Genomic DNA, 12,164 nt, shown 5'->3' with positions numbered 1-12,164 from the left:
TCCTCCGCCGCGGTCGTACACTGCGAAGGAAATCGGAGGGGACATGCGAGGACGCCGGCCGCGCGACGGGACACGCGACGCGACGGCGACCCCTCCGGCCGCGACTCCTCCCGGCGCGACTCCGCCTGGCGCGACTCCTCCTGGCGCGACTCCCCCGGACGCCGTCGGCGACGCGCCGCACGACGTCTCCCCCGGCATGCGGATCGCCGCCGCCTGGGGCTGGCGGGTGCTGGCCGTCGCGGCGCTGCTCTGGCTGGTCGTGAAGCTGGTCGCGCTGGTGCCGGTCGTCGTGGTGCCGGTGCTGATCGCGATCCTGGTCACCGCGCTGCTCACTCCGCTCCGCGACCGGCTCGAGCGCTGGCGGCTGCCGCGCCCGCTGGCCGTGCTCGTCTCGATCCTCGCGCTCCTGCTCGCGCTGGTCGGCCTCATCGGGCTCGTCGTCGTCCAGTCGCGCGCGGGCTTCGGCGGTGTCGGGCAACGGGCGCTCGACGCGGTCGACGACGTGGAGGCCTGGCTGCAGGGCCCGCCGCTCGGCTTCTCCGACGTGCAGCTCGGCGACTGGGCGCAGAAGGCGATCGACTGGGCCGACACCCAGGCGTCGACCATCGCCTCCGGAGCCCTCGCCGTCGGCTCGCAGGTGGCCGAGGTGTTCGCGGGCGCGCTGCTCACCCTGTTCTCGCTGATCTTCCTGCTGCTGGACGGCCGGCGGATCTGGACCTGGTTCCTCCGCCTGATGCCGCGCGCCGCGCGCCTGCCGCTGGACACGGGGGCTGCGGCCGGCTGGCGGACGCTCAGCCAGTTCGTCCGGGCGCAGCTCGGAGTCGCGGCGATCAACGCGATCGGCATCGGGATCGGCGCGCTCGCTCTGCAGCTGCCGCTGGTCGTGCCGATCGCGATCGTGGTGTTCCTCGGCTCCTTCGTGCCGTTCCTCGGCGCGATCGTGACGGGGGCGCTCGCGGCGGTCGTCGCGCTGCTGTTCAGCGGACCGGTGGCGGCGCTGGTGATGATCGGCGTCGTCGTCGTCGTGCACCTGGTGGAGGGGCACGTGCTGCAGCCGCTGATCCTCGGCTCGGCGGTCAAGGTGCATCCGCTGGCCGTCGTGCTGGGCGTCGCGACCGGGCTCGAGGTGGCCGGGCTGGCCGGCGCGCTGTTCGCGGTGCCGGTGATCGCGACGCTGAACTCGGCGATCACGGCGATGCGGCACGATCCGGAGCAGCTCGACTCCGTGCCCCGCGATCCGGGGCGCTCCGCGTGAGCCGGCACCCCTTCGACCCTGCGGGCGTCCCCGGGTCGGCGGTCCTGCCCGCGCTCGCCTGCCCGGTCTGCGGGGCGCCGCTCGCGCCGGACGCGCTGCCGCGGCCGACCCTGCTGCGCTGCCCGCTCGGCCACAGCGCGGATCTGGCGCGCCAGGGCTACGTCTCGCTGCTGCGCGGCCGGCACGCGACCTCGGGCGACACCGCGGCGATGGTGCAGGCGCGCGACGTGCTCCTGAGCTCCGGGCATTACCGGCCGATCCAGGACGCGGTCGCCGGGGCGGTGCCGGCGGGCGCGCGGCTGGTCGTGGACCTCGGCTGCGGGACCGGCGCGTACCTCGCGGCGGTCCTCGAGGCGCGGCTGGAGGCGAGCGGGCTGGGGCTGGACCTGTCGGCGGCGGCGGCGCGCCGGGCTGCGCGCGCGCATCCGCGGGCCGCGGTGGCGACGGCGGACCTGTGGCAGCCGCTGCCGCTCGCCGACGGCTGCGCGGACGCGCTGCTGACCGTCTTCGCGCCGCGGAACGCGCCCGAGATGCGGCGGGTGCTGCGGGCGGGCGGCGTCGCGATCGTGGTGACGCCGCGCGAGCGGCACCTCGGCGAGATCCGCCCGGTGTTCGGGATGCTCGGCATCGACGCGGGGAAGGCCGAGCGGCTGGACGACCAGCTGCAGGGCTTCGAGCGGGTGGCGCGCGAGGAGCTGGACTACGCGGTCGCGATGACGCCCGGCGAGCTGCGGGCCGAGGTGCTGATGGGGCCGAGCGCGCACCACGTCGACGCGGCGGCGGTGGATGCGCTGCTGGCGGGCCGCTCGTCGACGACGACGGTGACGGTCGCGGTGACCGTGTCGGTGTACCGCGCGGGCTAGGCGGAGCGGCGCGGGGGCGCTGGTCGCCTCACGGATCTCCCCCTCTCACGACGGTGCCTCTCCAGGGAAGAGACGCTCGCGGACATGCTGGTCGAGTAGCCCCACAGGGGCGCATCGAGACCCACCGTCATCAGCAAGGCCGGTCTGCAGGCTCGTCCTTCTGACGCGAGTGGGTCTCGATACGCGCGCTGCACGCGCTACTCGACCAGCAAGAGAGGCGACACAAGCCGGTCGAGCACCCCGCAGGGCGGCCGTTCATGCTGGTCGAGCAGCCGCCTCCGGCGGCCCTCCCATGCTGGTCGAGTAACCGCCTTCGGCGGCGTCTCGAGACCCACCATCACTGACAGGTTCGGGAGCGGGTCTCCTCCACACTCGCGATCCGACGACGTTGTCCCCGATCAGCCCATGGTTCCGACCCGGTTGTCGGTGGCCCCTGATTCAATACGCGTATGTCAGAAGATGAGAACGCAGCAGCACTCGCGGAGGTGCGCAACTGCTTCGACGACTCCGCGGCCACCGAGCGCGCCGCGTCCCCGACGCGCCTCAGGGCCGCAGAACGGATGCACCGCGGCTACCGCGTCGCCCTCACCGTCCCGGAGGCGTTCGCCCGCGGCGCGTCCCGGAGCGAGACGCGAGATCTCGTCGAGCGCTCCATCCGCGCCGAGCTCTCGGCGACGCTCGGCGTCTCCGAGCGGGAGGTCTCCCGCCGCCTCGAGACCGCCCAGATGCTGATGGAGCACCTCCCGCTCACCCGCGCGCTGCTCCGTGACGCGCGGATCCTCTGGGACACCGGCGAGGCGATCTGCAGGACCGCGAGCAGCCTCCCGGAGAACTCCCGCGCGGCACTCGACGAGCGCGCCGCCGACGCCGCCCTCACGATGACGACGACCCAGCTGCGCCGCGCCCTCAGCCGCTGGCGCGAGGAGCTGCACGAGCAGCCCCTCGCCGAACGGCACGCGCGCGCCCGGGAAGACCGCGCCGTCTGGGTCACGCCCGACGTCGACGGGATGGCCACGCTCTGCGTCCACGCTCCCGCGCCCGCAGTGGCGGGCGCCTACGACCGACTCCGCCGCATCGCCCGCACCCTCCGCGACGACGGCGACCCCCGCACCCTTCAGCAGCTCAGCGCCGATGCCGCCGTCGACCTGCTCTGCGACGGCGACATCGCCGGCTCCACGCCGAACGCCGAGCATCGCCCCGACCCGACCTTCGTCCCCGGTGTCCGCGCGGAGGTGCGGCTGACCCTCGCAGTGTCCACCGCCGCGGGTCTCGATGACGCCCCTGCGGATCTCGACGGCTTCGGGCCGGTCCCCGCCGAGATCGCCCGCGAGCTGATCCGCACGGCGGCCTCCTTCACCCGCGTCCTCACCGATCAGGACACCGGCGCCGTCGTGTCTGTCGGCCGCACCTGGCGCGTCCCGCCCGCGCAGATGCGCCTGCACCTCCAACTCCGCGATCAGACCTGCCGCTTCCCCGGCTGCACCCGCACGGCCTCCACAGCCGAGGCCGACCACACCCTCGAGTGGCGCAACGGCGGCGAGACCTCCCTCGAGAACCTCGTCATGCTGTGCACGTCCCACCACCACGTCCGGCACGGAGAGCAGTGGAGCTACGACCGGATCGACGACGACGGGACGCTCGAGTGGACGAGCCCCACCGGCCGGCGGATCAGCAACCGGCCACCACCGCTGCCCGGCCGGCCGCCCGAACGGCCGCCGGGGCCCCGGTTCGACAACGTGCCCGCGCCGTTCTGACGGGTGGTGGATCTCGATACGCCCGCTTCGCGGGCTGCTCGATCAGCAGGGGAGAGGACGTCGGCGACATCACCTGGCCCGCGTCGCATGCTGGTCGAGCAGCGCGCAGCGCGTATCGAGACCCATCGTGACCAGGCGTGCCGCCGAGGCTCTGACGCGCGTGGATCTCGATACGCCCACTGCGCGGGCTACTCGATCAGCAGGGGCGCGGAGCGCTCCGCTCGACCGGCCGCGGGTCAGTAGCTCTCGCGGTGGCGCTCCTGGTCGACGACGGCGGCGCGGTCGGAGAGGGCGCGCAGGCCCGCGAGGGGCTGGGCCATCCGGTGGTTGCCGCGGAGGACGGGCTCGGTGCGGTCGAGGAAGGCCCAGTAGCCGGCGGTGACCGGGCAGGCGTTCTCGCCCAGGCGCACCTTCGGGTTGAAGCGGCAGCCGCCGCAGTAGTCCGACATCTTGTTGATGTAGGCGCCGCCGGAGGAGTACGGCTTGGTCGCGACGATCCCGCCGTCCGCGTGCTGGGACATGCCGATCACGTTCGCGGGCATCACCCACTCCGTGCCGTCGACGAAGACGTCGACGAACCAGTCGTTCAGCTCGGCCGGGTCCCAGCCGCGCTGCAGGCCCCAGTTGCCGAGCACCATCAGCCGCTGGATGTGGTGCGCCCAGCCGTGCCGGCGCACGTCGTCGAGGGTCTCGTGCAGGCAGTTCGCCTCGATGCCGGCCGGATCGAGGTCGAGCAGCTGCTGCGGCAGCGGGGCCTTCGCGCCGAGCGCATTGCTGCGCTCGCGGTAGTCCGGGCCGAGGTGCCAGTAGAGGTGCCAGACGTAGTCGCGCCAGCCGAGGATCTGCCGGACGAAGCCCTCGACGCTCGCGAGCGGGGCGCCGCCCGAGGCGTGCTCGGCCGCGGCGGCGTCGATCACGGCGCGCGGATCGAGCAGGCCGAGGTTGAGCGGGGCGCTCAGCAGCGAGTGCGCCATCGTCCAGTCGCCGGAGAGCATCGCGTCCTCATAGGTGCCGAAGTCGCCGAGCCGCGACGAGACGAAGTCGGCGAGCGCCGCCTCCGCCTCCGCGGGGGTCGCCGCGAACCGGCGCGGGCCGTCCTCGCCGACGAGGCGGATCGCGCCCTCGCGCTCCCAGCGGGCGAGGTCGGCGCGCACCTCCTCGTCGATGGCGTCCTCCTCCGGCCACCACGGGTCGGGCAGCCCGAGCCGCGACGCGCCCTTGGGCGGCGGGTTGCGGTTGTCGTGGTCGTAGTTCCAGCGGCCGCCCTCGGGCTGGTCGCCGCGCATCAGCACGCCGGTGCGCTCGCGGCTCCAGCGGTAGAAGTCCTCGAGGAGGAGGCGCTTGCCGGACTTCGCGAGCGCCCACTCACGGAAGTCCTCCTCCTCCGTGACGAAGCCGCGGCTGGGCAAGACGCTCATGCCCAGCCGGCGGGCGAGGCGGCGGCCGCCCCGGGTCGGCGGGTCGATCACCTCGAGGTCGTCGCGGCCCGCGAGCCCCTCCGCGAAGGTCTCGGCGCGGACGTACTCGACGCGGTCGCCGAGCTCGCGGCCGCGGTGACGCAGGGCCGAGAGCAGCAGCTGCGCCTTCGCGCGGTGCATCGGCCGCCGCCCGAAGGCCGAGCGGGCCTCGACGAGCAGCATCGGGCCGCCGTCGTCGAAGAGGGGGCCGAGCTGGCCGATGACGCTCCAGCGGGTGCGTGCAGTCCGTGCAGTCATGCTCGGAGGCTAGGCGGCGGCGGACGGGTCGCGACAGGAGTTGCGCTCGGGGCGGGGAACGGCGAAGCGGCCGGGACGCCGACGTGTCGCGGACGTGCGCCGGATGTCAAGGTGCGCGGATGTGCAGCCGCGACGGCTTGCACCGGCGGACCGGGTGCAGGATCGTCGACTGCATCCACCCGACGCGATGAGGCGAGGAGCCCCGCCATGGCACACGACGACGAGTTCGAGACCACCACGACCACCGAGAGCGGCGGCACGACCGAGGAGACGACCCGACGCGGCCGCCACCTCGCGGACGGCGACGCGGGCGGCCACGGCACCGACGGCCACAGCACCCACGAACACAGCACCGATGAACACAGCACCGACGGACACAGCACCGACACCTCGACCGAGGGCGAGTACACCGAGACCGACGGCGTCTCGCACACCGACGGCGAGCGGGAGGGCAGCTACGTCGACACCTCCTCGCACGAGGAGTCGAGCACCGAGAAGGGCAGCTACGTCGACACCGAGGGCTCCGGCCCCGACTCCACCGGCGAGGGCGAGTACACCGACCGCGACGAGTAGTCCGCGGGTGCGGGCCGGCCGTCAGTGCTGGGCGGCCGCCCGCTCCGCCGCGATGAACGCGGCGATCGCGTCGGCGCCCGGATGGTCGTCGGCGCTGATCGTCACCACCGCGTCGCCGGCGAAGACGAGCAGCTGGCCGTAGGCGCCGTGCAGGCGCCAGCTCGCGCCGGGGCCGTCCCAGCCGGCGAGGGCGTAGCGCCGGTAGCCCAGGCCGGTGCCCGCGGCGACCCAGTCGGAGTGCATCAGATCGCTCCACTCGGGCGCGAGGATCCGTGCGCCGCGCCAGAGGCCGCGATCGCGGATCAGGCGGCCGATCCGGGCGCTCTCCTCCGTGCGGAGCGCCAGTCCGCTGCCTGCGACGATGCGGCCGTTCGGGCAGCGCTCCCACTCCGCGCCCTCGATCCCGAGCGGCTGCAGCAGGCGGCGGTCGACGTACTCGCCCACGTCGCCGACCCGCGTCTCCAGGAGCCGCATCGCGGTGTAGCTGCTGGCGTTGGAGTACTGGAAGACGGGCCCGGCGGAGGGCCGGCGGAGGAACTCGACGGCGAGGTCGGGCCAGTCCGTCATCAGGGTCGGCGACCAGGGCAGGTCGATGCCGCTGGTCATGCTGAGCAGCCGGCGCAGCGTGAGCTCGGCGACTCCCTCGCCCAGGTCCGCAGTGACATCGGCGGTCAGGGATCCCAGCGGCTCGTCGAGGGAGATCAGGCCCTCGTCGACGGCCAGGCCCGTGGCCAGCACGCAGACGCCCTTGGCGACGGAGTGCACGTCCTCGCGGACGTCCGGCGTCCAGCGGTGCTCGGCCGTGTCGTCGCCGATCAGCACGTGCAGGCCGTGCGCACCGAAGCCGACGGCGTCGATGTGCTCGACGAGGCGGTCGCGGAAGATCTGCGCTGCGGTCACCGGGACAGTCTGCCCGGCGCGGACGCTTCCTAAGATCGTGGGCATGGACGAGGACAGCGCGCGGGGCACCTGGCGGCGCGAGCCGAGCACCGTCGTCGTCGCGGACACCGGTGCGCCGACGCGCATCGCCGAGCCGTTCGCGATCGCGGCCGGCAGCGTCCGGCTCGAGGCGCCGCACGAGTTCGCGCCGCACCGGCACGCGCTGCACGAGCTGGTCTGGGTCCGCGGCGGCACCATGACCGTCCGGCTGGAGCACCGGATCCTGACCGTGCCGGACGGCTTCGGCGTCTGGATCCCGGCCGGCACGGAGCACGCCGGGCGGACGACCGCGCGCACCGCGCTCTGCGACGCGCTGTTCGATCCGGAGCGCTCGCCCGTGCCGATCACGTCGCCGGTCCTCGTCGAGATCACCCCGGTGCTCGCCGCGCTGCTCACCCGGCTCGCGCGGACCGACCTCGAGGCGGCGGCGCGACTGCGGGCGGAGGCGGTGGTCTTCGACGTGATCGCGCCGTCGGCGGAGCAGTACTCCGTCACCGTGCCGCAGGGCGAGCGGCTCGCGCCCCTGGTCGCGGCCCTCCTCGACGACCCGACCGACCGGCGGACGCTCGCCGACTGGGCGGAGCACCTCGGCGTCGGCGAGCGGACCCTCTCGCGGGTCCTCCGCGCGCAGACCGGGCTGTCGTTCCTGCAGTGGAGGCAGGCGCTGCGGGCGCACCGGGCGCTCGCGCTGCTGGCGGAGGGGCGCAGCGTGCAGGACGTCTCGGAGCTGATGGGCCACACTCACCCGAGCACCTTCATCGCGGCGTTCAAGCGGGTGATGGGGACCACACCGGGTGCGTTCGCGCAGGATCAGCGCACGGCCGCTTCCTGACCGGTTGCGGCCGCACCTGGCCGGAACGCTCTATCCGGTGTCGTCGGCAGTCGATTGCGGACGGTGGGGTGGCCGCCTAGCCTGAGGAAGGTAAGCCAACCCTTACTCAGCGGATCCCCTCCCGCTTCCCCCTCCGACGCAGGAATCCGCTCCTCCCATGCCTCCCTCCCCCGAGCCCGCGCGCGCGTCCTCGCGCCTCGCCGGCACCGAGCTCGTGCTCGGCTTCGGCCGGCGCACCGTCGTCGACGGCGTCTCGGTGCAGCTCGAGCCCGGCCGGGTGACCGCGCTCGTCGGGCCGAACGGCTCGGGCAAGTCGACGCTGCTGCGCGCCCTGGCGCGACTGCACGCCCCGAGCGGCGGCGCCGTCGTCCTCGACGGCGACCGCCCCGCGACCGCGCTGAGCAGCCGCGACTTCGCCCGCGAGGTGACCCTCTTCGCGCAGAGCCGCACCGCCCCGCAGGGCCTCAGCGTCCGGGAGGTCGTGGCCTTTGGCCGCCACCCGCACCGTCGGGCCTTCGCCGGGCCGTCCGCCCGCGACCGCGAGGCGGTGGAGCAGGCGATGGCCACCACCGGGGTGCTGTCGATGGCGGAGCGCGCGGCGGGCGAGCTCAGCGGCGGCGAGCTGCAGCGGGTCTGGCTCGCGGCCTGCCTCGCGCAGGAGACCGGTGTGGTGCTGCTCGACGAGCCGACCAACCACCTCGACCTGCGCTACCAGGTGGAGACGCTCGATCTGATCCGCGATCTCGCCGAGGTGCACGGGGCCGCCGTCGGCGTCGTGCTGCACGACCTCGACCACGCCGCGCGCGTGGCCGACCGCCTGCTGCTGCTCAGCGACGGGCGCGTCCTCGCCGAGGGCGCTCCCGTCGAGGTGCTCACCGCCGAGCACATCGAGGCGGCCTACGGACTGCGGGTCGAGGTCGCCGTGGACGAGCGGACCGGACACCTGCGCATCGACCCCGTCAGCCGGCACAGCGTCCGCCTGCACGACCAGACCCCCGCCCGTTCCCGAGAGGAAACCGAAGAATGACCCGCGCCCCCCTCCTCCCCGCCGCCCTGGCCGCGGCCGCCGTCGGAGTGCTCCTGCTGACCGGCTGCGGCACCACCGCCGTCGAGAGCGCCGACGCGGCCGGCACCGTCGACTCCGCCGAGTGCGCCGCCGACGACACCGCGACCGCCACCGGCGCCGTCTCGCTCACCGACAGCCTCGGCCGCACGGTCGAGCTCGACGCGCCCGCCGAGCGGATCGTCGTGCTGGAGTGGCAGCAGACCGAGGACCTCCTGACGCTCTGCGTCGCCCCGGTCGGCGCCGCCTCGACCGAGGACTACGCCACCTACGTCAGCGCCGAGACGCTGCCCGCGAGCACCGCGGACGTGGGCGAGCGCGGCGAGCCCGACCTCGACACCCTCTACGGCCTCGACCCCGACCTGATCGTGATGGAGGCGTACAGCGCCGACGACGAGCTGCTCGCCCAGCTCGAGGAGCGCGACGTGCCCGTGCTCGCCACCATCGGCGCGGACGCGAGCGGCCAGATCGACAACATGAAGGAGGTGTTCTCGCTCCTGGGCGAGGCCACCGGCCGGAGCGAGCGCGCCGACGCGGTGCTCGCCGAGTTCGACCAGCACCTCGCCGACGCCAAGACCGAGGTCGCCGAGGCGGCGCTCGCGACACCGGAGTTCGTCTTCTTCGACGGCTGGATCGAGAGCGGCAACGTCGTCATCCGCCCCTACGGGAAGGGCGCGCTGTTCACCGAGCTGGGCGAGGAGCTGGGCCTGGAGGGCGCCTGGACCGACGAGATCAACGACTCCTACGGCAGCGGCGGCGTCGACCCCTCCTACGGACTCGCGCAGACCGACATCGAGGGGCTGACCGCGGTCGGCGAGGCGAACCTCGTCTACTCCAACGACGGCACGCCCGACAGCTACGTCACCGAGCTCGCCAAGAGCCCGGTCTGGTCCGCGCTGCCCGCCGTGCAGCAGGGGCGCGCCTTCGAGTTCCCGCCCGGCGTCTGGGGCGCGGGCGGACCGAAGTCGGGCGAGCAGGCCATCGACGCCTTCGTGGACGTCATCGTCGGCGAGTGACGACGACGCCGACCGCCGCCGAGCGCAGCGCGACCGCCCCCTCCGGGCGGCGCGCGGCGCTCGGCGGCGTCGGCGTGCTCGCGGCCCTCGCCGTCGCGGTCGTGCTCATCGGGCTCTGGCACCTGACCCAGGGCACCTCGGGCATCGGCGCGGACGGGCTGCTGCGCGCCCTGCTCGGCGAGGACGTGTCGGTCGGCGGAGTCTCGGCGGGCGACGTCTTCACCGGCTCGCGGCTGCCGCGCCTGTGCGCGGGCATCGCCGTGGGCCTGGCTCTCGGCGCCGCCGGCGCGCTGCTGCAGTCGATCTCGCGCAACGCGCTCGCCTCCCCCGACACGCTCGCGGTGACCGCGGGCGCCTACTTCGCCCTGACCGCGGTGGCCGCCTTCTCGCTGACCGTGCCGCTCTGGGCGTCCAGCGGAGTCGCCTTCCTCGGCGGTCTCGCCGCGGCGGCGCTGGTGCTGGCGCTCACCGGGCGGGCCGCGGGCACCTCCAGCACCCGGCTGATCCTGGCCGGCTCGGCCATCGCGATGGCACTCGACTCCGGCACCGCGATGCTGCTGATCCTCTTCCGGGAGAACACCACCGGGCTCTTCGCCTGGGGCAGCGGCTCGCTCGGGCAGCTCAACATCGACGCGTCGGCGCGCGCCGCTCCGCTGATCGTCGTCGTCCTCGCGCTCGCGCTGCTGCTCTCGCGCCGCCTCGACGTGCTCGGCCTCGGCGAGGACGGCGCCGCCTCGCTGGGCGTCCCGGTCCGCTCGACGCGGGCGCTCGCCGTGCTCTGCGCGGTCCTGCTCACCAGCACGTCGGTCACCCTGGCCGGGCCGATCGCCTTCGTCGGCCTCGGCGCCCCCGTCCTCACTCGGCTCCTGGCCGCGCGGGTGCCGGCGCTGCGCCGCCACGTCTTCCTGGTGCCCGCGTCGGCGCTGATCGGCGCCGCGCTGATCGTGCTCGCCGACGCGCTGCTGCGCGCGATCCTCAGCCCGGAGGGAGCCACGGCCATCCCGACGGGCATCCCCACCGCGGTGCTCGGCGGCCTCGTCATCGTGGTGCTCGCCCTGCGGATGCGCGACGCCGGTGCGGCGCGATCGGCGCGGACGGTCCGCTCGACGTTGCGGACGGCGCGGCGGTTCCGGGTCGTGCTCGGGGTCGTCGCCGTCCTGCTCGCCGTGACGATCGTGCTCGCCCTGCTCGCGGGGAGCCTGCAGCTGCGGCTCGGCGACGTCGTCCTCTGGCTGCAGAGCGCGGCACCGGATCTCGTCGCCCGCGCCCTCGACGAGCGGGCGCCGCGCATCGCCGCGGCCGTGCTCGCGGGCGGGGCGCTCGCCCTCGCCGGCACCGCCGTGCAGGGCACCGTGCGCAATCCGCTGGCGGAGCCGGGGCTGCTCGGCATCACGGCCGGCGCCGGGCTCGGTGCCGTGATCGTCGTCACCACCGGGCTGGGCGGCGGCGGCCGACCGGTGCTGATCGCGATGGCGATCGCCGCGGGGCTCGCGACCTTCGGCGCGATCGCGCTGCTCTCCTGGCGCGGCGGGCTGCAGCCGGACCGCTTCGTGCTCGTCGGCATCGGTGCCGGCTACGCCCTGAGCGCCGTGACCGCCTTCCTGCTGCTGAGCTCCGACCCGTGGCGGACCCCGCGGATCCTCACCTGGCTCTCCGGCACGACCTACGGCCGCTCGCTCCCGGACGTGCTGCCGGTCGCGCTCGGCATCCTGGTGCTGCTGCCGGTGCTCCTCGGGCTGCGCCGCCGCCTCGACCTGCTGGCGATCGACGAGGACACGCCGCGGATCCTCGGCGTCCGGACCGAGCGCACCCGCCTGGGCGTGCTCGCCCTCGCCGCCGTGCTCGCCTCGCTGGCCGTCGTCGCCGTCGGCACGGTCGGCTTCGTCGGTCTGGTCGCGCCGCACCTGGCCCGGACGCTGGTCGGCGCGCGGCACGGGCGCATCGTCCCGGTCGCGATGCTGCTCGGCGGCCTGCTCGTCCTCGTCGCGGACACCCTCGGCCGCACGCTGATCGCGCCGTCGCAGCTGCCCGCGGGGCTGATGATCGCGCTGGTCGGCGCGCCCTACTTCGTCTGGCTGCTCCGCCGCACCCGCGACTGAGCGACACGGCTGCGGCAGTGGCGCGGAAACGAGAAGAGGGACCCCCGCGGGGATC

10 protein-coding genes are annotated in these 12,164 nt (G+C 74.5%); 8 read left to right on the top strand and 2 right to left on the bottom strand.

Annotated elements, in window-relative coordinates:
* Positions 1 to 43: 43 nt before the first annotated feature.
* From EDF22_RS00915 to EDF22_RS00905, 3 genes are all read left to right on the top strand, one after another.
* Entirely contained in the window at positions 44 to 1,255 is a 1,212-nt protein-coding gene (locus EDF22_RS00915; RefSeq protein WP_123701709.1) for an AI-2E family transporter, read from the top strand.
* Positions 1,252 to 2,118: a methyltransferase domain-containing protein gene (locus tag EDF22_RS00910; protein ID WP_123701707.1), complete on the top strand. Its 867-nt coding sequence runs from the start codon at positions 1,252 to 1,254 to the stop codon at positions 2,116 to 2,118. Before EDF22_RS00915 ends, EDF22_RS00910 begins: the two co-directional genes overlap by 4 nt.
* A 449-nt stretch (positions 2,119 to 2,567) precedes the next feature.
* Complete coding sequence (locus EDF22_RS00905) at positions 2,568 to 3,872, top strand: HNH endonuclease signature motif containing protein (protein ID WP_123701705.1); 1,305 nt, start codon at positions 2,568 to 2,570, stop codon at positions 3,870 to 3,872.
* A 236-nt stretch (positions 3,873 to 4,108) separates the two neighbouring features.
* On the opposite strand, the gene EDF22_RS00900 is transcribed toward EDF22_RS00905, so the two are convergent.
* Positions 4,109 to 5,587, bottom strand: coding sequence for a cryptochrome/photolyase family protein (locus EDF22_RS00900; RefSeq protein ID WP_123701703.1), 1,479 nt, complete (start codon positions 5,585 to 5,587; stop codon positions 4,109 to 4,111).
* A 207-nt stretch (positions 5,588 to 5,794) separates the two neighbouring features.
* On the opposite strand from EDF22_RS00900, the gene EDF22_RS00895 reads away from it, so the two are divergent.
* Positions 5,795 to 6,160 carry a hypothetical protein gene (locus EDF22_RS00895; protein WP_123701701.1) on the top strand — a complete coding sequence of 122 codons (366 nt, stop codon included), beginning with the start codon at positions 5,795 to 5,797 and terminating at the stop codon, positions 6,158 to 6,160.
* 21 nt (positions 6,161 to 6,181) lie between these two features.
* On the opposite strand, the gene EDF22_RS00890 is transcribed toward EDF22_RS00895, so the two are convergent.
* Positions 6,182 to 7,060, bottom strand: a complete 879-nt coding sequence (locus EDF22_RS00890; RefSeq protein ID WP_123701699.1) for a serine hydrolase — start codon at positions 7,058 to 7,060, stop codon at positions 6,182 to 6,184.
* A gap of 43 nt (positions 7,061 to 7,103) precedes the next feature.
* Here EDF22_RS00890 and EDF22_RS00885 point away from each other — a divergent pair, with 43 nt between their 5' ends.
* From EDF22_RS00885 to EDF22_RS00870, 4 genes are all read left to right on the top strand, one after another.
* Positions 7,104 to 7,931 carry a helix-turn-helix domain-containing protein gene (locus tag EDF22_RS00885; RefSeq protein ID WP_123701697.1) on the top strand — a complete coding sequence of 276 codons (828 nt, stop codon included), beginning with the start codon at positions 7,104 to 7,106 and terminating at the stop codon, positions 7,929 to 7,931.
* A 157-nt stretch (positions 7,932 to 8,088) separates the two neighbouring features.
* Entirely contained in the window at positions 8,089 to 8,958 is an 870-nt protein-coding gene (locus EDF22_RS00880) for an ABC transporter ATP-binding protein (protein ID WP_123701695.1), read from the top strand.
* The gene (locus tag EDF22_RS00875; RefSeq protein WP_123701693.1) at positions 8,955 to 10,010 is read left to right on the top strand and encodes an ABC transporter substrate-binding protein; all 1,056 of its coding nucleotides are present in this window, start codon (positions 8,955 to 8,957) and stop codon (positions 10,008 to 10,010) included. Before EDF22_RS00880 ends, EDF22_RS00875 begins: the two co-directional genes overlap by 4 nt.
* On the top strand, positions 10,007 to 12,109 hold the full coding sequence (locus tag EDF22_RS00870) for an iron ABC transporter permease (RefSeq protein ID WP_123701691.1): 2,103 nt from the start codon (positions 10,007 to 10,009) through the stop codon (positions 12,107 to 12,109). The genes EDF22_RS00875 and EDF22_RS00870 overlap by 4 nt, the downstream gene beginning before the upstream one ends.
* Positions 12,110 to 12,164: the final 55 nt, after the last annotated feature.

It is taken from the genome of Rathayibacter sp. PhB127, assembly GCF_003751665.1.
GTDB lineage: Bacteria > Actinomycetota > Actinomycetes > Actinomycetales > Microbacteriaceae > Rathayibacter > Rathayibacter festucae.
Note: the sequence above shows the minus strand (reverse complement) of the source record. Positions and strands in the feature narration are given on the sequence as shown.